19 protein-coding genes are annotated in these 19733 nt (G+C 56.3%); 11 read left to right on the top strand and 8 right to left on the bottom strand.

Features of this window, described 5'->3' with window-relative positions; genetic code table 11:
• Positions 1-228: 228 nt before the first annotated feature.
• The 6 genes from ACZA91_RS02540 (at position 229) to ACZA91_RS02565 (ending at position 6096) form a co-directional block, all read left to right on the top strand.
• Positions 229-1233, top strand: a complete 1005-nt coding sequence (locus ACZA91_RS02540; RefSeq protein ID WP_099533332.1) for a rod shape-determining protein — start codon at positions 229-231, stop codon at positions 1231-1233.
• A gap of 398 nt (positions 1234-1631) precedes the next feature.
• A complete protein-coding gene (gene mreC, locus ACZA91_RS02545) occupies positions 1632-2501 on the top strand; it encodes a rod shape-determining protein MreC (RefSeq protein ID WP_463184527.1) in 870 nt (289 codons plus the stop codon).
• 54 nt (positions 2502-2555) lie between these two features.
• Positions 2556-3128 carry a rod shape-determining protein MreD gene (mreD, locus tag ACZA91_RS02550; protein WP_099533334.1) on the top strand — a complete coding sequence of 191 codons (573 nt, stop codon included), beginning with the start codon at positions 2556-2558 and terminating at the stop codon, positions 3126-3128.
• Between the two features lie 115 nt (positions 3129-3243).
• Entirely contained in the window at positions 3244-4185 is a 942-nt protein-coding gene (locus ACZA91_RS02555; RefSeq protein ID WP_463184528.1) for a glycosyltransferase family 2 protein, read from the top strand.
• 159 nt (positions 4186-4344) lie between these two features.
• On the top strand, positions 4345-5445 hold the full coding sequence (mnmA, locus tag ACZA91_RS02560) for a tRNA 2-thiouridine(34) synthase MnmA (RefSeq protein ID WP_099533416.1): 1101 nt from the start codon (positions 4345-4347) through the stop codon (positions 5443-5445).
• 165 nt (positions 5446-5610) lie between these two features.
• Complete coding sequence (locus tag ACZA91_RS02565) at positions 5611-6096, top strand: molybdenum cofactor biosynthesis protein MoaE (protein ID WP_370567087.1); 486 nt, start codon at positions 5611-5613, stop codon at positions 6094-6096.
• 70 nt (positions 6097-6166) lie between these two features.
• On the opposite strand, the gene opcA is transcribed toward ACZA91_RS02565, so the two are convergent.
• From opcA to ACZA91_RS02585, 4 genes are all read right to left on the bottom strand, one after another.
• Positions 6167-7480: a glucose-6-phosphate dehydrogenase assembly protein OpcA gene (opcA, locus tag ACZA91_RS02570; RefSeq protein WP_190353908.1), complete on the bottom strand. Its 1314-nt coding sequence runs from the start codon at positions 7478-7480 to the stop codon at positions 6167-6169.
• A gap of 149 nt (positions 7481-7629) precedes the next feature.
• Positions 7630-9159 (bottom strand): glucose-6-phosphate dehydrogenase, encoded by a 1530-nt coding sequence (gene zwf, locus ACZA91_RS02575; RefSeq protein ID WP_099533338.1) that lies wholly within the window; start codon positions 9157-9159, stop codon positions 7630-7632.
• A gap of 163 nt (positions 9160-9322) precedes the next feature.
• Positions 9323-10375 carry a class 1 fructose-bisphosphatase gene (fbp, locus tag ACZA91_RS02580; RefSeq protein ID WP_190353909.1) on the bottom strand — a complete coding sequence of 351 codons (1053 nt, stop codon included), beginning with the start codon at positions 10373-10375 and terminating at the stop codon, positions 9323-9325.
• Between the two features lie 403 nt (positions 10376-10778).
• The gene (locus tag ACZA91_RS02585; protein WP_099533340.1) at positions 10779-11072 is read right to left on the bottom strand and encodes an RNA recognition motif domain-containing protein; all 294 of its coding nucleotides are present in this window, start codon (positions 11070-11072) and stop codon (positions 10779-10781) included.
• Positions 11073-11346: 274 nt separating this feature from the next.
• Here ACZA91_RS02585 and ACZA91_RS02590 point away from each other — a divergent pair, with 274 nt between their 5' ends.
• A complete protein-coding gene (locus tag ACZA91_RS02590) occupies positions 11347-11631 on the top strand; it encodes a hypothetical protein (RefSeq protein WP_463184530.1) in 285 nt (94 codons plus the stop codon).
• 39 nt (positions 11632-11670) lie between these two features.
• On the opposite strand, the gene ACZA91_RS02595 is transcribed toward ACZA91_RS02590, so the two are convergent.
• Positions 11671-11889: a hypothetical protein gene (locus tag ACZA91_RS02595; protein WP_099533342.1), complete on the bottom strand. Its 219-nt coding sequence runs from the start codon at positions 11887-11889 to the stop codon at positions 11671-11673.
• A gap of 66 nt (positions 11890-11955) precedes the next feature.
• On the opposite strand from ACZA91_RS02595, the gene ACZA91_RS02600 reads away from it, so the two are divergent.
• Positions 11956-12666, top strand: a complete 711-nt coding sequence (locus ACZA91_RS02600) for an LmeA family phospholipid-binding protein (protein ID WP_463184532.1) — start codon at positions 11956-11958, stop codon at positions 12664-12666.
• A 148-nt stretch (positions 12667-12814) separates the two neighbouring features.
• Here the strand turns inward: ACZA91_RS02600 and ACZA91_RS02605 are convergent, their stop codons facing one another.
• Positions 12815-13108 carry a P-II family nitrogen regulator gene (locus tag ACZA91_RS02605; protein ID WP_463184533.1) on the bottom strand — a complete coding sequence of 98 codons (294 nt, stop codon included), beginning with the start codon at positions 13106-13108 and terminating at the stop codon, positions 12815-12817.
• Between the two features lie 47 nt (positions 13109-13155).
• The gene (locus tag ACZA91_RS02610) at positions 13156-14139 is read right to left on the bottom strand and encodes a sodium-dependent bicarbonate transport family permease (protein ID WP_099533345.1); all 984 of its coding nucleotides are present in this window, start codon (positions 14137-14139) and stop codon (positions 13156-13158) included.
• 231 nt (positions 14140-14370) lie between these two features.
• Between ACZA91_RS02610 and ACZA91_RS02615 the strand changes: the two genes are divergently transcribed.
• From ACZA91_RS02615 to pdxA, 3 genes are all read left to right on the top strand, one after another.
• Positions 14371-16317, top strand: a complete 1947-nt coding sequence (locus tag ACZA91_RS02615; RefSeq protein WP_463186379.1) for a S9 family peptidase — start codon at positions 14371-14373, stop codon at positions 16315-16317.
• 115 nt (positions 16318-16432) lie between these two features.
• Entirely contained in the window at positions 16433-17248 is an 816-nt protein-coding gene (locus ACZA91_RS02620) for a hypothetical protein (protein WP_463184535.1), read from the top strand.
• Positions 17241-18302 carry a 4-hydroxythreonine-4-phosphate dehydrogenase PdxA gene (gene pdxA / locus ACZA91_RS02625; protein ID WP_463184536.1) on the top strand — a complete coding sequence of 354 codons (1062 nt, stop codon included), beginning with the start codon at positions 17241-17243 and terminating at the stop codon, positions 18300-18302. Before ACZA91_RS02620 ends, pdxA begins: the two co-directional genes overlap by 8 nt.
• A 32-nt stretch (positions 18303-18334) precedes the next feature.
• Here pdxA and ACZA91_RS02630 read toward each other — a convergent pair whose 3' ends face one another.
• Positions 18335-19630: a Glu/Leu/Phe/Val family dehydrogenase gene (locus ACZA91_RS02630; RefSeq protein ID WP_463184538.1), complete on the bottom strand. Its 1296-nt coding sequence runs from the start codon at positions 19628-19630 to the stop codon at positions 18335-18337.
• Positions 19631-19733 lie beyond the last annotated feature (103 nt).

Consider the following 19733-nt stretch of genomic DNA (forward strand, 5'->3'; position numbering starts at 1 on the left):
CCACACACCATGCCATCGCTTCTTTTAAATAGCCTGCCTGCAACTGAGAGGAGGGTTTCAACGGCCCGGGCGATCGCCCAACTCAGGGATAGACGGCTGGTACAAAACGTAATAGAATCCAGCTCGACTGTCACCGGTACAGTCATTTTTGGCGAAGCAACTTCAGTTCCTGACCTTGTGGGGGCTTAAAACGTGGGTCTTTTTAATGGCTTCTCCTTGTCTCGGGATATGGGCATCGACCTCGGGACGGCCAATACCTTGGTGTATGTGTCCGGCAAGGGCATCGTGCTCCAAGAGCCGTCCGTCGTGGCGATCGATCAAGACAAGCGAGTCCCCCTAGCGGTTGGCGAAGATGCCAAAAAGATGTTGGGTCGAACGCCCGGCAACGTCATGGCCCTGCGGCCCCTGCGTGACGGGGTAATTGCCGACTTCGACACAGCGGAGTTGATGCTGAAGCACTTCATTCGGCGCGTCAACGAAGGCAAAGCCCTGGTGCCACCCCGGATTGTGATCGGAATTCCGAGCGGCGTGACCGGCGTGGAGCGGCGAGCCGTCATGGAAGCGGCACATCAAGCCGGAGCCAGAGACGTTTACTTGATTGATGAACCGGTCGCAGCTGCGATCGGGGCCGGTCTGCCCGTGGCGGAACCCACCGGCAACATGATCGTAGACATCGGCGGCGGCACAACTGAAGTTGCCGTTCTCAGCTTGCAGGGAACGGTGTTGAGCGAATCCGTGCGCGTGGCGGGCGATGAACTCAGCGAATCCATCACCCAATACATGAAAAAAGTCCACAACCTCGTCATTGGGGAACGGACGGCGGAAGAAGTCAAAATCCAAATTGGCTCTGCCTACCCCAGCAACGAAGATGACGTGGTGTTGGAAGTGCGCGGACTGCACCTCCTGTCCGGTCTGCCTTGCACCGTTGCCGTAAAACAGGGCGAAGTGCGCGAAAGCATGTCGGAGCCGCTGTCGGTGATTGTGGAAGCCGTGAAGCGGACTTTGGAACGAACCCCGCCGGAATTGGCCTCAGACATCATCGATCGGGGAATTATGCTGGCGGGCGGCGGCGCACTGCTCAAGGGCCTAGACACCCTGATCAGCCATGAAACGGGCATCGTGGTTCACGTGGCTCCCGATCCGCTGAGCTGTGTGGTGTTGGGAACCGGTCGCGTTCTCGAAAACTTCAAACAATTAGAGCGGGTCTTTAGTGGCAGCTCGCGTAATCTCTAAGACCGACTGAAGCACCTGACCTCCGCTAAGGTGGAGGTGCAGTTCAAGCCTGCGTTGCATAGCTTGCCTCTGCGTTGCATTGTTTGAGTCCGGTTTGCATTCAGCCTGAGCCTGCACTGTTCAGCTTCTGTCGTTCAGCTTGCATTGCTCAGCCTGCACTGCACTGAATCTTGGTTGACCCCAATTCACCGTTTCCTTAACCGGTATCGATTGGCCCTTACCAACCACCGTTCGTCATGGCCAATCACGGGTCGCCCACCTTGGTTAGACGGAAGTAGCCCGGAATGCATCACCGCAAATTCTGGAGCCGACCCGCCAACAAACCCCTTAATTTCAGGATTAATCAGCAACTTTCGTGGGCAAGCAAGCCACTCAATTTCTAGAACGGAGCGCTGGTCGTGTATGACGTTCGACGATGGTGGGGGCGCAATTGGCTAAAGGCAGTCCTAGCCGTCGCTGCACTGGGCTTAGCCCTTGGTGTGCGACAGAGCCGGGCCGGTTTTTTGGTGGAAGCCTACCGGGCCTTGACGTTGCCCCTGCACCTGGGAGCACCTTCTCAAAGTGACCTCGCGGATGCCCGAGTCCGTGAACTTCAGCAGCGGCTTGAGGAGGTGGAGAGCCGCAATGCTCAGTTGCAAACCCTGCTGAATTACCGTAAAACTCTGCCCGTGGAGGGCATTGCATCGCCGGTCATTGGCCGCAGTGCCGATCGCTGGTGGCAACAAATTACCTTGGGCCGCGGCACAGCCGATGGCATTCAACAGGGGGCGATCGTCATGGCTCCCGGGGGCGTGGTGGGCCGTGTCACGGCCGTGACTACCCACACCAGCCGGGTGCTGTTGGTTAGCGATCCCGGCAGCCGCATTGGCATCTCGGTGACCCGATCGCGCTATATGGGTTATCTCCGGGGCAAGAGCGATCGCACGGCAACGGTGGAATTTTTTGACAAGTTGCCCGATGTGAAACCAGGCGACGCGATCGTCACCTCTGCCTACAGTCAATTCTTCCCAGCGGGCTTGCCGATCGGGCGCATCGTCGCGATCGACACCAAGAAATCCCTCGCCCCGGAAGCGGTGGTGGAACTATCCGCTCCCCTGAGCACGTTGGAATGGGTGACTGTCTTGCCCCATAACCCAGAACTCTTTCAGCAGTTCCAGGAACCCGCCCCCGCAACGCCCAGCGGATCGGGGAACCCCAAGCCTAACCCCAATTCCGGAACCAACCCAGCACCCAAGCCGCCCGCAACGCCCCGCGCATCGGCCAACTAACCCACCCTTGATTAGCCCACCATTGATTCGATCGGCATGGTTGCCGTCTAGGCCTTGAACGGAATCAAGCAAAAACCCCAACTACGCGATATTCTCGATCGCTACCCTGTGCTGGTGCAGGTGGCGATTAACGTTGCCGTTTCGGCCGGCTCCTTGTTACTTTGCGCTGCCCTTACGCCGCTGCGGCTACCCGGACTGGAACTACTGGGGGTAGGCGTTGACTGGCCCCTAATTTGGGTTGTGAGCTGGAGTGTGGGTCGCCCCTGGTGGGTGGCCATCTTCGGTGGCGTGGTGGCGGGCCTGCTTCAGGATGGGATGACGGAGTTTTGGCCCAGCCATGTTTGGGGGTTGGCCCTGGTAGCCCTGCTGACGGCCCGCATCCACCAACGCGCCACCACCACGGCCTGGGTGATGATTCCCCTAACCACCTTTGTTTTGGTGGCGGTTTCGGAAACCACGATGGCGGCCCAATTTGCCTATCTCTACGGCCGCGACGCGGGCGACGTGTGGGCGCTGCATCAAAAGGTCACGCTTTGTTCTGCGATTCTCAGCAGTTTGTGGTCGCCGGTGGTGTCCTGGCCCTTGGGGCGTTGGTGGCGGATGATGGAATCCTTGGGCAATCGTTGAACCCCAGCCTTCTCCTCCAGAATTTCCCCCTCCTTGAGCACCCCCTTTCCAAGCCCCCCTTCTACAATCAATCCTAGAAAGCAATCAACCATAGATCCCGGTCTTGCCCCCACTTGTGTTTATTAGTGTCATCATTCCAACTTATAACCGCTTGCCCATCCTCCAAAAGTGCCTGTTGGCCATGGAGCATCAACGGTGGCATAGCCCCGACCTGATCGCGGGCTATGAAATTGTGGTGGTGGATGATGGCTCGACGGATGGCACGGTGGCTTGGCTGTCGGAGTCGCGCGATCGCCTGCCCCATGTGCGCCTAATTGAGCAGGATCATGGCGGGCCCGCTGCGGCCCGGAACCGAGGCTTGCGGGTGGCCAAGGGAGATACGATCGTCTTCATTGACAGCGATTTGGTGGTGCTGGAGGATTTTTTGCAGTGCCATGCCCAAGCGCTGGCGGCGGCTCAGACCCGATCGGGTAGTGATGCCTATTTCACCTACGGGCGGGTGGTGAATACTTGCAATTTTGACGATCCCACCGCTGAACCCTTCAAGATCACGGATCTTTCCCGTGCCTTTTTTGCGACGGGAAATGTGGCGATCGCGAAGCATTGGCTCGATCGTGCGGGGGCCTTTGATGAGCGCTTTACCCTCTATGGCTGGGAAGATTTGGAATTGGGGGTGCGGCTCAAGGCTTTGGGCGTGCGCCTCATTCCCTGTCCGGAAGCCGTGGGCTATCACTGGCATCCTCCCTTCAGCCTCGATGAGATTCCGGGCCTGATTCGGCGAGAAATGGAACGGGGCCGAATGGGCATTGAGTTTTATCGCAAGCATCCCACCTGGAATGTACGCTTGATGATTCAAATGACCTGGCTGCATGTGGCCCTGTGGGGGTTGCTGTCCTTGGGCGGCCGCTTAAACGAGCGCACGCTTCGCCCCCTGTTGCAATGGTTGATCGATCGGGGTCGGCCGCAACTGGCCCTGGAGGTGGCTCGGGTTTTCCTCAACTGGTACAACGTGCAGGCGGTTTATCGGGCCCGATCAGGCGTGGAAGTTGCCCCCTAACGCCAGCAATTGCCAGGCAACCAGACCGCACCGGCCAGGAAAATTCGTCCGGAATTCGCCATTTTTTTGGAGTCGGTCTGGATCCGCAAGATCCGCGATCGCCCATATCATAGGAAACGCCCCGTTGAAAACACCCCTTGGGTCAGCTTTCGTCGCGCCATGAGCAACGCCACCCTCCATTCCAAAGTCGCCGTCGGTTTGTCCGGTGGAGTCGATAGTTCAACCACGGCCGTGTTGCTGAAAGAGCAGGGGTTTGAAGTCCTGGGTGTCACCCTTTGGTTGATGCGCGGCAAGGGCCAATGCTGCTCGGAAGGCATGGTGGACGCGGCCCAACTCTGCGAAAAATTGGGCATTACCCACCATGTGGTGGATATTCGCGACACCTTTGAAAGCTACATCATTGATTATTTGGTGGATGGCTACCAAAGCGGCACCACGCCGCTCCCCTGTTCCCAATGCAACAAGGCGGTGAAGTTTGGCCCCATGTTGCGCTATGCCCGCGAGGAATTGGGAGCCGATCGCATTGCCACCGGTCACTATGCCCGCACGGACTACGACCCGGATCAAGGGCGTTATCAATTGCTGCGGGCGCTCGATCGCAACAAGGATCAATCCTATTTCCTCTACGACCTGGATCAGGACGTGTTGGGCGCGGTGCTCTTTCCCCTGGGGGAATATGACAAGGCCCAAACCCGGGAGTTTGCTCGCAAGTTTGGGCTGCATGTGGCTGACAAGCCCGAAAGCCAAGACCTGTGCCTGATTGAGGCCCATGGTTCCATGCAGGCCTTCCTCGACAAGTACATCACCCCCAAGGCGGGCGAGATTGTGGATCTCGATGGCAAGGTGTTGGGCCAACACGAAGGCATTCATCACTACACGATCGGGCAGCGCAAGGGCATTGGCATTTCAGCGCCGGAACCGCTTTACGTGGTGGCGCTGGATGCGGTGCGAAATCGAGTGGTGGTGGCCACGCGCGATCGAGCCACCCGCCCCAGTTGCACGGTCAGCCGTGTGAATTGGGTGTCGATCGCTCCGCCCCGCACCCCCATTCACGCGGAGGTGCAAATTCGCTACCGATCGCCCGCCGTGCCGGTCACGATCGTGCCCTTAGAGGGGGGCGATCGGGTGAAGCTGGTGTTTGATGAGCCACAATTCAGCGTCACGCCGGGTCAAGCGGCCGTTTGGTATCGGGGTGAAGTGTTGCTCGGCGGCGGGATCATCGATCGCTTCGAGGACGCGGCCAGCTCAAGCGCCGGTTAAGCCAGCTTAAGGCTGACTTCAAGCTCAGGATAACCGCAAGCTAAGAACGGCTGATGGATCTGTTCTAGGATTCCATCTCGCCATTGGTGTCGATCGTCCAAGGCCAGGCGTTAGGATAGCAGGAGTCGCCGTTCCCGATCGAGCCTGATCAGAGCCATGTTGTCCGTGCCGTCTCCCCTTGCCAAAGCCGCGCCCCTGGCCGACTCACGCGACTCCTTCGCCATTACCTTTGCGCCCCTTTCGCTGGACGCGGTATATCGCTTGGCCGATGACCCGGCCAACGGCGCGATCGTGGTGATGAATGGCACTGTGCGCCAAGAAACAGACGGCAAACCCGTGGTGGCCCTGGATTATCAAGCCTACGAACCCATGGCGATCGTTATCTTTCAGCAAATTGCCGCCCAGATTCGCCAACGCTGGCCCGTGGTGAATCGGGTGGTGATTCACCATCGGATCGGCAAGCTAAAAATTGGCGAAATCAGCGTGCTGGTGGCGATCGGGTCTCCCCATCGATCGGAAGCTTTCGAGGCCTGCCGCTACGCGATCGACCAACTGAAGCACAACGCCCCCATTTGGAAAAAAGAATTTTGGGCCGATGGTTCCAGCAACTGGGTCAGCATCGGCGCTTGCGAACAAACCGGCGACTGTTAGGCCACCGCTAGGCGACCGTGAATCGATGATTGGTCGATCGTTGGTCGATCGTTAGTCGGTCTTTTCTGGGCTACCGCAATTGCAGAATTTTGATGGTGACGGCCATGCTTTCTTCATACAGCACCTCCCGGCCCCAACGCTGAAGCTGTTGGGCCATCAGCAATTCTGCCTTTTGGTCGGGCAAAGCCGTCACCTGCTCGGTGCGGGCCGATTGGGCACTGCCCCCCGCCTCCATCCGCATACAGCCCGTCATTTCTGAACAAAGAATCGTGGCACAGTCAGCATTGGGATTGGTGGAAGCCAAACGCAGCCCAATCAAATCCCCCGGAATTTCACCCACATCGGCCGTGGGAATGGCGGCCAATTCTGCTTGGATCGATCGCCCGTCACCGCGTTCAAAATCCACATATACCAAGTCATAGTCGCCGCCCGTGGCCCGATAGGCGATCGGCTCCCACCCCAGGCGGCTCGCAAACCACCCGAGGAACATCAACGCTTGGGCCGCGCTGCCTTTTTCGTAATCGATCGAGATTCGATCGACCTCCCCCAGCCACATCCGCCGCTCCGGGGGATCAAACGAAGCCGCCGTCAGCTCCTGCCAGAGGGACAACCGGTGCCAATTCAAATCAGCAATGTAGGTTTCCTGATCAATCAGCGACTGAATTTTCAAAAATTCCGCCTCGGGATCGCTGAAGTAAGACGAATCCAAAATCAGGCAATTGGCCGTTTCCGCCAGGGTTTGGAACAGGCCCTGTTCAGGATTGGGCGTGGCCTTCCACCAGGCAAACTTCGGCAAATCAGGAATCAACAACGACACCACCAAATCGGCAACCCGCTCCAGGGCCTCCTTGGTTCCGCGCAGCGTGATGTATTCGCAGCAAACCAAATTCCGACTCTTGCTCTTTTGCACGGGGCAATAGGCGGACACTTGGGCAGTTACCCCTTCATCGGGCCCCAGGGTGGGACAAAGGGCAATGATCCGAGAAGGATTTTGCGCCGCGATCGCATCGCTGACGGTGGCCCCGCGCAAATCTAAATTGGGGGAGCGCGTTTGCCCAAAGCTCACGTGGTCTTCGCGCAAGGCCCGCAGGGTGTCCATATCCACGCGCCCGGTTGCCCGAAACCCATAGGCCGACTGGGCCAACTTGATGGCATTACGGGTGTCGGGGCCATGCAACCCATCGATCGCCCCCTTATAAAACCCCAGGGAACCCAACAACTGCTGAAACTCCTCCGGCTCATAAACCACCATGCAGAACGTGGCGGCTCTTGTGGCGATCGCCGCATCACCGGATCCCTGACTCAGCCAAATCTTGTTTAACTCTGCCTCAATTTCCCCGAGCGAAATATCCTTGGGGGTTTGGAGTGTAATCGTTGTGGTCATGGTTTGCCTGCTGAGGGATCTGATTGAGGGATCTGATTGAAAGATCTGGTTGAGGAATCTGCTTGAGAGCGCTGAACGACCTACGGTTCAACGCCTGATTTCCGAATTGCCGAGTTGCAACACCTGATTTCGATAACCTCCCGTTCTGCCTAGAGTCGTCGCCAGTGCCGACCGTCACGCTCCAGCAATAACTCCGCCTCCACCGGTTCCCAAGTCCCCGCTTCATAGAGCGGAATCGTTTCCGGCGGCGCAGGAGCATCCCACAGCCCCAAAACCGGCGTGAGGGCCCGCCAAGAAGCCTCCACTTCGTCATCTCGCGTAAACAGGGACTGATCACCCAACATACAGTCCATCAGCAGACGACCGTAGGCCTCGCCTTGGGATTGGCCAAAGGCACTTTCATAGCGGAAGTCCATATCGACCGATCGCGTCTTCAAGGATGCGCCCGGCATTTTCACCTCAAAACGCATCGAGATCCCTTCATTCGGCTGAATCCGCATGGCCAACACATTCGGGTTAGTTTGGCGCGCCGCCGACGGAAACATCAACAGGGGCACTTCCTTGAATTGAATGGCCACCTCGGTCACCTTTTTCGGCATCCGTTTGCCCGTGCGTAGATAGAAGGGCACACCTTTCCAGCGCCAGTTATCAATGCACAGCTTGAGGGCCGCATAGGTGGGCGTGGTGGAAGTGGGGCTGGCCCCGTCCTCTTCGCGGTAGCCCGGAACCGGCTTGCCACGCATCCAACCGCGACTGTATTGGCCCCGAACGGCGCAGAGATCCAAATTTTGCAGGTCTGCGAGCCGGGTTGCTTGCAGCACTTTCACCTTTTCGTTGCGAATGCTGTCCGCATCAAGGGAGTTGGGCGGCTCCATAGCCGTGAGGCAAAACAGTTGCATCAGGTGGTTTTGCACCATGTCCCGCAGGGCCCCGGAAGTTTCGTAGTATCCGGCGCGTCCTTCCAGCCCCACGGTTTCCGCCACGGTGATTTGTACACAGTCCACAAACTGCCGGTTCCAGAGGGGTTCAAAAATGGCGTTGGCAAACCGAAACACCAACAAATTCTGAACGGTTTCTTTGCCGAGGTAGTGGTCAATCCGATAGACCTGTTTTTCGGAACAGACGGCCTGCACGACGCGGTTGAGCTGTTGGGCGGTGGCCAAGTCGCGCCCAAAGGGCTTTTCGATTACGAGGCGTTGCTTGTCGGGATCGGCAAGCATCCCGGCAGACCCCAGTTGCTGGATCGCTTCCCCAAAAAATTTGGGCGCTACGGACAGGTAAAAGACTCGGTTGCCCCGAGTGCCTCGGAGTTCATCTAGCTCTGCCAGGAAGGTTTTGAGCTTTTGATAGTCTTCGGGTACGTCAATGTTGGCGGGCCAATAGAACAGGCCTTTGGCGAAGTCTTCCCAAAGGTCGTCGCTTTGGGTTCCGCCACCAAATTCTTCGATGCCTTCGCGCAGGTGCTCGCGGAAGAAGTCGTGGCTCCATTCCCGGCGGGCAACTCCGACGATGGTGAGTTCGGGGGGCAGCCGCCGCTCTAGTTTCATTTGGTAGAGGGCGGGTACCAGTTTGCGCTGGGTGAGGTCACCGGAGGCCCCAAAGATAATCAGGATTTGGGGTTCGGGGATGCGTTCTTGCTGAAGACCAACGCGCAGGGGATTTTCTTGGAAGGTCAGCATTGGGGAAAGTGGGATCTGAAAAGGGCGATCGAGGCGAAAGATCGAGGCTAAATGGGGAAGGGGGTTGGGCAGGGAAATCGATGATCACGGGCCGCGGAGGGAAGGCCGAGGGTCGATCGCCCAGTTGGGGTTTTGAGGGGCTGCTGATCTCGATCGTCAGGGGTCAGCCCGATCCCCGCTGTAGCAAAGATTCCACTCGGTTGACTTCTTCGGGGCTGCCAATAATCAGGGGCGATCGGGCATGGAGTCGATCGGGAATCAGATCCATGATCGGCTTCTGGCCATCGCTGGCCTGGCCACCCGCTTGCTCAATCAAAAAAGCGAGGGGAGCTGCCTCATACAGCAAACGCAGCTTGCCCTGAGGTTTTTGGCGGGTTCCTGGATAAAGAAACACGCCCCCTTGAAACAGAATGCGGTGCAGGTCGGCCACTAAGGCTCCGCTGTAGCGGGATGAATAGCCGCCCACTTCTCGAAAATATTGAATACAGGCTTGGGTGGCTGGCTCCCACTGGCCAAAGTTGCCTTCATTGACGCTGTAGAGCTTGCCGCTGGGGGGAATTTTCAGGTTTTCGTGGCTGAGGATAAATTCGCCAAGGCTGGGATCGAGGGTGAAGGCATGGACTCCGCGCCCGATCGAGTAAACCAGCATGGTGCTGGGGCCATAGAGAATGTAGCCAGCGGCCAGTTGCTTGTGGCCCGATTGCAGCAGGTCGGCGGCTTCACCCGTCTCGTCGTTGCCTTCCTGCTGGCGAATGGCGAAGATGGATCCCACATTGAGGTCAATATCAATGTTGGAGGAACCGTCGATCGGGTCATAAAGCAAGGTATAGCGACCGATCGGGCAATTTTCGGGAATGTAATAGGGGTGCTCCATTTCCTCGGAAGCCAAGCGACAAACCAAGCCACTTTGCTTAAACACCGAGATAAAAACATCGTTGGCGTAGAGATCCATCTTTTTGACGGCCTCGCCTTGGACGTTGGTGCTGCCCGTGAAGCCCAGCGCATCTTCCATCAAACCCGATCGGCTCAGGTGGCGAGCAATGAGCTTGCCCGCCAAGGCAATTCGGTTCATTAGGGCGCTGAGATCTTGGGCATCGGAGCCAAAACTTTGCAGTTGTTGCAGCACATGGCGACCCAGCGTGGTGCAATCTCGATCAAGCGATCGCTCCTGGGTCACGACATAACTGGCGGAATCAACACTGGCAGCATCAGCCATCTCAGAACCTCTCGTGACTGACGACGGAACGACAACGAAACATTGCCCCCGGGGGTCATGCCTTCAGTGTAGGAACCGATTTCCGAAAAGCTGGGGCGTTTTTAGAGAAACTTCATTAGTTCGTCGTAGTTCGTCGTAGTCCTTTGCAGTCCGTCGCAATTGACCGATGGATGATCCGCTGCGTCCGTTTGTTGGTGTCCTGGCCAGCATTCAACAAACTTTTCAGCCTCTAAGCGATCGCTCAAAGCCCAGAAAGATCCAAAAACGAAAGGGGCCAAGTCTCGTAGACTGACCCCTTTTCCAGAAGAGTATTGCTATTTCAGCGGAACCAAAACCTTGGTTCCCCGATCGGGCAATTCTGAATTAGGCAGACTGTTTTCCGCCGCGCTCCATCTCTGAAGACTTAGAACGCGTTATGGAAAAACGAGCGCCCACCGCCACCACCGGAGCGAGGCTCCTTAGGACGAGCCTTATTGGCACGGATTTGGCGGCCCATCCATTCTGCTCCATCGAGTTCTTTGATGGCGTGCTCTTCGGCCTGGTCGCTTTCAAGATCGATGAAGGCGAAACCGCGAATTCGGTTCACTTCGCGGTCGATCGGCAGGGTGATACGCTTAACAACGCCATACTCCGAGAAAACTTCTTGGAGATCCTGCTCGGTAGCGTCGTAAGAAAGATTGCCAACGTAAATCGTCATTTGAGTCCGGAACGGTAAAACAAGCGCGTGAAGTCTTCAGTTCAATTTGTCTCATGAGAACTTGGGTTGGCGGACTGGGACACAGTTCCACAAACTAAATTCCCACGCGGTGCTAGGCCCCAAGTCTATTGAGATTGTGCCTGATCGCGATCGCGCTCAAAACAAAAGAAGCTGAAAGGACATCACCATGATAGCGCCCTAAAGGGGTACTACTGGCGTAAACTTGGGAGTTTATTTTGCAATCCGGGGTAAGTCAGGGGTTGGCAGCGGGTAAATGGCTTGGATTTGGGGGCAAATTGCCCCTTCGCGATCGTTACCAATTGTTGACGACCTTTCCCCCCAATTGTCCGGATCCTTGGCGGCCGTGGGCGATCGCCCCGTTGCTTCCCGCCCGGCTCTCAGCCTCGATCCCCCAGGGATCTCTATCTATCTATATAAAGATCCCCGATGGATAAGGATCCCCAATAACCCAGGAACCCTCAGCGGGATCCCGCCCATTGAGCCTTCAGCTTTGGCCGCTCAGGTTCAGACGTTGACGACGGGTTCAGGAATTCGCTGACTTGAACCCATTCACTCAAATTCATTGACTTGAATCCAGTTACTCGATCGAGATCGACTGAGGGCCGCCGCTGGGGCTGCTGGGTGCAGACTCCGTGGAGCCATTGGGGCGATCGCTCCCCAACTGTTGCTCCAACCAGCTCTTAATTGGATCCTGATTCAGATCCAGGCGCAACAGGCCGGAAGCCAGTCCACCCAAGAAGCTCACGGGCTGTTTGAGGCCTTCTTCAACAAGGGGTTTGAGTTCTTCTAGGAACATAGGGCCGGACACACCGTTTACAAATTGCAAGAATTGCTGTCCAGTGTATCAAGAGGTTTTCGGTTGATGGGTAGTGGAAATCAGGAGTCGATCGCCCCAAGCAACTCCAGCACGGGCAGCCGCCTCATTACCTCCCTGGTTGCGCCAGCGGTCAAACTCTGGCTGCGATCCCAGGTGGAAGCCGCCACTGAAATCACCGTGCGGCTGGATGGGCGCGATCGAGACATTCTCGCGGGCCGCCTGCCCCAAGCCCAGATCAACGCCGAATCCGTGATCTATCAGGGCTTGCACCTCAGCCATCTCAACCTGCAAGCCACCAACATTGCCGTCAATTTGGGGCAAGTGCTGCGCGGCAAACCCCTCAGGCTACTGCAACCCATTCCCGTCAGTGCGGAATTAAAACTTTTTGCCCCCGACTTGGCAGCCTCTTTGGCGGCTCCCCTGCTGGCCCCGGCGTTGGCGGACTTTCTGGCTCCGCTGTTGGCCCTTTGGGGGCGACCCGTCACCTTCGAGCAACCCCAAGCCACCCTAGCCGGGGGGCAGTTAATTTTGTCAGGGGCGATCGAGCGGCAACCGGTGCAACTCTGCCTGGGGTTGGAATTGGTTGACCCCCAAACCTTGCAACTCTGCAATCCCCAGTGGCTGAACCAGGCAGGTGAGCCGATCGCCCAAGGATCCTCCGTGCTCCTACCCTTAGGCGAAGACGTGGCCATCAACAGCCTGTCGATCGAACCGGAAGGACTCCAATGCACCGGTACTTTGCTAGTGCGCCCTTAATCGACCTATCTATGGCAGTTGTCTATCGATCCAGTTGTCTATCTATATAGATAGATCAAATTCAAATATAGATGGGGCAAATTTGACTCAATCCAGTTGGACGAACGGGGAGGCGGGCCCCATCCAGCGGATCTAGCTGCATCGGAATTTAGTGAATGACCAAAGCCGCATCACTGACCAAGCAAAGCCCCCCAACCCGCTTCAAAATCGGGCGAATTAGCGTCACCAACTGATCCAATTGGGTCACATCCTGGCAAGTGGTCAGAATATAGCAATTGCCAAATTCTCGACCTAAATCATTGGTAAATTCTCCCCGATCGCCCTTTCCCGAAGCATCGCGAATTACCGTATAGCCCGGAAACCTCAGGCCATCCAGCATTTCCAAAATTTCCTCTAGCTCCAAAGAGCTAACAATAATTTCCACACGTTTTGTTAATTGCATATCAACCTACTAGCCAACAAGCCAATCCATGAACCCCAAAAATGCCCCTACAGCCCCAGGATTTTTTCCAGTTCTAAATACAGCGGAATTCCCACAATAATGTTGAATGGGAAGGTCAAAGCCAGCGCCATCGAAACATATAAACTCGGATTTGCTTCCGGAACCGTCATCCGCATTGCTGCCGGAACCGCAATATAAGAAGCACTGGCACAAAGCACCGCAAACAGTAGCCCATTGCCTTCACCGATGCCCAGCAGCTTGGCAATCACAATCCCCAACACCGCATTCAGCAGCGGCACAATTACCGAAAAGCCAATTAAAAATAGTCCTGTTTTTTTCAGATCTCGAATTCGTTTGGCGGCAATGATGCCCATATCCATCAGGAAAAATGTCAACACACCATAGAAGATGCCCTGCGTAAAGGGTTCTAGTTTGTGCCAACCGCTGGGGCCGCTCAGCATTCCAATAATCACGCTGCCCACCAACAGCAGCACAGAGCTATTCAAAAAGGCTTCTCGCAGCACTTCACCCCAAGCAAAGGGATGATCGGGATCGTCCTTATCATCCTTGGCATCAAAAATTCGCACCAAAATTAGGCCGATGATAATGGCGGGTGATTCCATTAGCGCCAAAGCTGCCACCATGTAGCCGCCATAGCTAATGTGCAGTTGATCCAGAAAAGAACTAGCCGTAATAAAAGTCACGGCGCTGATGGAACCGTAGGTGGCCGCAATGGCAGCCGCATTGGGTGGATCCAGGCGAATTCTTAGGATAAAAAATGTGTAAATTGGAACCAAAGAAGCCATCACGATCGAAGCAAGCAGCGTGCCAGCCACCTGCTGAGTAATGCCGCTTTCTAGTAGCTCATAGCCCCCTTTGAACCCGATCGCCACCAATAGATAGAGCGAAAATAGCTTGGGCAGTGGTGCAGGAATTTCCAAATCTGATTTACAGAAAACGGCCAACATTCCCAAGAAAAAGAACAAAATGGGAGGATTGAGAATATTGGAAAGAATCAGTCCACTATCCATCGGCTATCCAGGGCAAAAACTAGAAAGGGATAAATTCCAACCTAGCCCAGGTTTAGGGTTAGGTAAACCTCTGAAACTAATTAAGATTATTCTTCATAATTATTCACTATTATTCGCTTTCGCTGATAAAGACTCTCCACCATAGGTGTCACGGTTCCCCTTGCTTGCGACAGGATCAAGGCTGGATGATGATGAGAAATTGTTTAGAAACTGTTGGTTGTAGTGGGTTCTATGCCTCAAATTGCGCCCTACGGGACTTGGAAATCGCCGATTACCTCCGAAGCGATCGTGGCGGGAACGATCGGGCTGGGCGGTGGCCGTGCGGAAGGCGAAACGTTGTATTGGAGTGAATCGCGGCCGGCTGAGGGTGGACGTGTGGCAATCGTGACCCGATCGCCCGAGGGCCAAACCCAAGATGTGATTGCGGCTCCTTGGAACGCTCGCAGTCGGGTGCATGAGTATGGTGGCGGTGCTTGGACGGTCGATCGGGGCTGGATTTATTTTGTGAACTTTGCCGATCAGCGACTGTATCGCACCCGGCCGGGCCAGGAGCCGATCGCCCTCACGCCTGAACAACCCTGGCGCTATGCGGATTTTGTGGTGGATGCCCAGCGCGATCGGGTGATTGGCATCCGTGAAGATCACAGCCAGCCCGATCGGGAGCCAGTGAACGAGTTGGTGGCGATCGCCCTGGATGGATCACAACAGGTGAGCCTATTGGCAACGGGTTGGGACTTTTACGCCTCGCCGGCCCTCAGTCCCGATGGGTCGCAGTTGGCTTGGTTGACTTGGAACCATCCCAATTTGCCTTGGGACAGCACCACTCTGTGGGTGGCGGCGATTGCTGATGATGGCTCCCTGCAAAATTCCCAGATCGTGGCCGGCGGGGCCGAAGAATCCGTGTTTCAGCCCAGTTGGTCGCCCGACGGCCAATTGTATTTTGTGAGCGATCGCTCCGGTTGGTGGAATTTATATCGCCAGGAATCGGACGGCAAGGCGCGGCATCTTTGCCCCATGGAGGCGGAATTTGGCTTGCCGCAGTGGGTTTTTGGGATGACCACCTATGGGTTTGTGGACTCAGAAACCCTTGTTTGTGCCTATACCCAAAATGGTCTGTGGCAATTGGCGAAATTGGCCCTTGCCGATGAAAAACTAACGGTCATTAACCAGCCCTATACTTCAATTTCTGATCCCTTTGTGACGCAGGATTTCGTCATTTTTGGGGGTGGTTCAGCCGTTAAGTCAGGGGCGATTGTCCGGCTGGATTTGGCAACGGAAACAATCGAGGTTTTGAAAACCAGCAGCACCTTAAAAATCGATCCGGGCTATTTGTCAGAACCACAATCGATCGCGTTTCCCACCACGGGCGATCGGGAAGCCTATGCCCTCTTGTATCTGCCGAAAAATCGTGATTTCCAAGCACCGGAAGGCGAAAAGCCACCATTAAAAGTCAAGATTCATGGCGGCCCCACGTCCCAAACTTCCAGTAGTTTGAATTTGTCGATCCAATATTGGACGAGTCGCGGCTTTGCGGTGTTGGATGTGAACTATGGCGGCAGCACGGGCTATGGCCGCGCCTACCATTGCCGGTTGGATGGCCAATGGGGGCTGGTGGATGTGGATGATTGCGTGAATGGTGCGCAATATTTGGTCGATCGGGGATTGGTGGATGGCGATCGCTTGACCATTGCCGGGGGCAGCGCCGGGGGCTACACCACCCTGGCCGCGTTGGCTTTTCGCGACCAGTTCAAGGCCGGAGCCAGCTATTACGGCGTGAGCGATTTGGAAGCCCTGGCCCGCGATACCCACAAGTTCGAGGCCCGCTACCTCGATCGACTGATTGGCCCCTACCCGGAGCGCCAGGATATCTACATTGATCGATCGCCCATTCATCACATCGATCGGCTCAATTGCCCCGTGGCCTTTTTCCAGGGACTTGAAGATAAAATTGTGCCGCCCAATCAAGCGGAAATGATGGTGAATGCGCTTCAGGAAAAGGGAATTCCGGTAGCCTATGTGCCCTTTGAAGGAGAGCAGCACGGATTCCGCAAGGCAGAAAATATCCGTCGCGCTCTGGACGGAGAATTCTATTTTTATGCCAAGGTTTTTGGCTTTGAACCGGCGGAGGCGATCGACCCGATCGAAATTGCTAATTTGGGTGACTCAATGGGTGACTAAACTCCCCAACTGAGCAACAGTCAGCACCTTTTCGGTTAACCAAAGGGCGATCGACCCAATGGCGATTATTAACCCCATGGAAAAATGGGTGCGCTAGCATGGGCAAAAACATCCTATGTTGCACCCAATTTCGTTGGCGCGATCGACAACAGCCGATCGCGTCACGGCCGCCGATTGGCTCGCTTACTTCCAACAGAATCACAGCCAATTGTTGCCGATTAATTGGCAGCAAACTGGGGGCTTCACCCCCCAAGAACAAAAACGGTTTCGCCAATCGATCGCGATTTTCCAGTTGGGGGAAAGTTCCGAGGGCCATCGGTTGATGCGAACGGTGCGGGCTTGGGTTGCCCAAGGAGCGGATCCCGTTTGGGTGGATGTGTTCAAGTGGTTTGTGCGGGAAGAACAGCGCCACGCGGCGGACTTGGGGCGACTGCTCGATCGCGAGCAGCTTCCCCGCCTGCGACACCACTGGGCCGACGCGGCTTTTCGGTGGCTACGAGGGGGCATGAATTGGGAATTGGCGCTGGCAATGCTGTTAACGGCGGAGGTGATGGGGTTGTTGTATGCCCGGGCATTGCAGGGGGCCACAGCCCACCCGATCGCCCAAGCGGTTGCATGGCAAATTGAGTGGGACGAAAGCCAACATTTGCAAATGCAAGGTCAGTTACTGGCCCAATTGCGCCGGGGTCGATCGCCCCTGCATCAAAAGTTGACCCATATGGCCCATCGTTGGTTTTTGACCCTGATCCTAGGAGCCGTCTGGTTAGACCATCGGCCGGTGTTTCGGGCGGCGGGCTGGACGTTTCGGTTTTTTGCCCAAGCGGCCAGGGCCGAACTCAACCAGGCGATCGACCCGAGGCCCTTGGCAATGCCGCGCCCCATCCTTCACCCCCTCTCTCGACAACAACGCTCCAGATCCCAAGATGATTAGACTAGCTATTTCCATTGGCGACCCGGCGGGCATTGGGCCGGAAGTCGTGCTGAAGGCGCTGGCGGATCCAACGGTGGCAGCTTTGCGGCCGGTGCTGGTGGGCAGCCGATCGATTCTCAGCCGCACCTATGCGCAACTTCAGCCGCGCAGTTCCCAGCCGATCGCTGATCCGGCCAAATTGAGGATTCTGGATATTCCGATCGACCCGCTGTTGGAGCGATCGATTCATTGGGGGGTTGAAAATGCGGCCGCCGGAGCCGCCAGCTTCACTTGGCTCGATGCGGCCTTGGCGGCCACGGCGGCCGGCCGGTTTGCGGGAGTGGTCACCGCGCCGATCAGCAAAGCCGCCTGGCATTCAGCGGGCCACGCCTTCCCTGGACAAACGGAGGTTTGTGCCGAACGGGCCGGGGTCGATCGGTTTGGGATGGCCTTTGTGGGGCGATCGCCCCAAACCGGTTGGAAACTTTGTGCCCTCCTGGCCACCACTCACATTCCCCTGCATCAGGTTCCTGTGGTGCTCACGGCAGAACTGCTCGATCGGAAGCTGGATTTGCTGATCACCATGCTCGATCGAGACTTGGGGATCACGCATCCCACCATCGCGATCGCCGGACTGAATCCCCACAGCGGCGAAGGGGGACAACTGGGCACTGAGGAGCGCGATTGGCTGATTCCCTGGTTAGCCCAAGCACGCGATCGCTACCCCAACGCCACCCTGCGCGGCCCCATTCCCCCAGACACCATGTGGGTGACAGCGGGCCAAGCTTGGTTTGGGCCCACCCTTCCAGCCGGGTTGCCCGATGCCTACTTAGCGCTTTATCACGACCAAGGGTTGATTCCCGTGAAGCTGATGGCCTTCGATCGCGCCGTCAACACCACGATCGGCCTGCCCTTTGTGCGCACCTCCCCCGACCACGGCACGGCCTTTGACATTGCTGGCCAAGGGATCGCCACCCCCACCAGCATGATTGAGGCAATCCATTGGGCGATCGAACTCACGGAAACCCGCAACCAATGGCGCGATCGGGTTGTGACCGCTGCCCACCGGGAATGAACCCGGCTGTTGAACTCGGCTGAAATTGGAACTTAGGCTTTGGCTTGTGCGTAATAGTCGCGTGTGCCCTTCACCTCGATCGCTGCTCGCAGGCGATCGAGCGCATGGACATAGGCCGCCGTCCGCAGGGACAAATCCAGCGATTGGGCGAGCTGCCAAATCCGTTCCGTTTCGCGGGTCATCCGTTCCGCCAACCGCTGTTCCACCTCCGCCGCCGACCAATACAAACCGCTCCGATTTTGCACCCACTCAAAGTAGCTAACGGTCACGCCGCCTGCATTGGTCAAAATGTCCGGCAAGACATAAATTCCCTTTTGATTCAGGATGCGATCGGCCTCAAAGGTAATCGGCCCGTTTGCCACTTCAAAGATCAGTTTGGCCTGAATTCGATCGGCATTTTCCGGTGTAATTTGATTTTCCAGCGCCGCCGGAATTAACACATCAACGGGCAGTTCCAAGAGTGCTGCATTGGTAATCGATTGATGATCTGCCATGTTGCAAACCGTGCCATGGCAGTAAAGGGCCTCCATGCCGCGCCCCGCTTCCTTGTTGTGGCGGATGGCAGGAATATCTAACCCCGCCGGAGCATAGATTCCGCCTTTGGAATCGCTGACCGCCACCACTCGGTAGCCCGCACGATAGATTTGTTCCGCCAAAAAACTGCCCGCATTGCCAAATCCTTGAATCGCAACGGTGGTTTCGTCCGGTGGGCGATCGAACTTGGGCAAAATGGTTTGCATCACAAAAAAAGCTCCCATGGCCGTGGCCGTTTCTCGGCCCGCACTGCCACCCAGGGCGATCGGCTTGCCCGTCACCACCGCCGGACAGGACTTGCGCTGAATGATGTTGTAGCGATCCATCATCCAACCCATAATCGTGGCGTTGGTGTAAACATCGGGGGCCAAAATATCCACATCGGGCCCAATAAAATCCGCGATCGCATCAATATAGCCGCGCGTTAAACGCTCCAACTCCAAGCGCGAAAGCTGCTTAGGATTAACCGTAATTCCACCCTTGCCACCGCCAAAGGGCAAATCCAACACTGCACATTTAAAGGTCATCCAAAATGCTAAGGAGGTGACCTCATCTAAGGACACTTGAGGATGATAGCGAACCCCGCCTTTGGCAGGGCCGCGCGTATCGTCATAGCGAACTCGATAGCCCTGAAAAACCTGTAACGATCCATCATCCATCCGCACGGGAATTGAAACTTGCAGACTGGCTTTTGGATGCTTTAAATGTTCGATCGCATCTTCCGAAATGGCGATATGCTTCAGGGCCAAATCGAGATTTTGGCGCGCACCCACAAACAGCGATTGGCTTTCCATGCTTCGGGTCGTTCCTTGAAGGTAGTTGGAGCAACCTTCCTGTTTAAATTGTAGTCTTTGTTACGGTTTGCTCGCTAGCCACAGGGTTCAAGCAAGAACCAGG

It is taken from the genome of Limnothrix sp. CMB-01 (assembly GCF_055193175.1).

Excerpts from the sequence above, each read along its gene's own strand:
- ACZA91_RS02540 (WP_099533332.1), top strand. The coding sequence starts at position 229 with ATGGGCATCGACCTCGGGACGGCCAATACCTTGGTGTATGTGTCCGGC.
- mnmA (WP_099533416.1), top strand. The coding sequence starts at position 4,345 with ATGAGCAACGCCACCCTCCATTCCAAAGTCGCCGTCGGTTTGTCCGGT.
- opcA (WP_190353908.1), bottom strand. The coding sequence starts at position 7,480 with ATGACCACAACGATTACACTCCAAACCCCCAAGGATATTTCGCTCGGG.
- zwf (WP_099533338.1), bottom strand. The coding sequence starts at position 9,159 with ATGCTGACCTTCCAAGAAAATCCCCTGCGCGTTGGTCTTCAGCAAGAA.
- fbp (WP_190353909.1), bottom strand. The coding sequence starts at position 10,375 with ATGGCTGATGCTGCCAGTGTTGATTCCGCCAGTTATGTCGTGACCCAG.
- ACZA91_RS02585 (WP_099533340.1), bottom strand. The coding sequence starts at position 11,072 with ATGACGATTTACGTTGGCAATCTTTCTTACGACGCTACCGAGCAGGAT.
- ACZA91_RS02590 (WP_463184530.1), top strand. The coding sequence starts at position 11,347 with ATGGCTTGGATTTGGGGGCAAATTGCCCCTTCGCGATCGTTACCAATT.
- ACZA91_RS02595 (WP_099533342.1), bottom strand. The coding sequence starts at position 11,889 with ATGTTCCTAGAAGAACTCAAACCCCTTGTTGAAGAAGGCCTCAAACAG.
- ACZA91_RS02600 (WP_463184532.1), top strand. The coding sequence starts at position 11,956 with ATGGGTAGTGGAAATCAGGAGTCGATCGCCCCAAGCAACTCCAGCACG.
- ACZA91_RS02605 (WP_463184533.1), bottom strand. The coding sequence starts at position 13,108 with ATGCAATTAACAAAACGTGTGGAAATTATTGTTAGCTCTTTGGAGCTA.
- ACZA91_RS02610 (WP_099533345.1), bottom strand. The coding sequence starts at position 14,139 with ATGGATAGTGGACTGATTCTTTCCAATATTCTCAATCCTCCCATTTTG.
- ACZA91_RS02615 (WP_463186379.1), top strand. The coding sequence starts at position 14,371 with ATGCCTCAAATTGCGCCCTACGGGACTTGGAAATCGCCGATTACCTCC.
- ACZA91_RS02620 (WP_463184535.1), top strand. The coding sequence starts at position 16,433 with ATGTTGCACCCAATTTCGTTGGCGCGATCGACAACAGCCGATCGCGTC.
- pdxA (WP_463184536.1), top strand. The coding sequence starts at position 17,241 with ATGATTAGACTAGCTATTTCCATTGGCGACCCGGCGGGCATTGGGCCG.
- ACZA91_RS02630 (WP_463184538.1), bottom strand. The coding sequence starts at position 19,630 with ATGGAAAGCCAATCGCTGTTTGTGGGTGCGCGCCAAAATCTCGATTTG.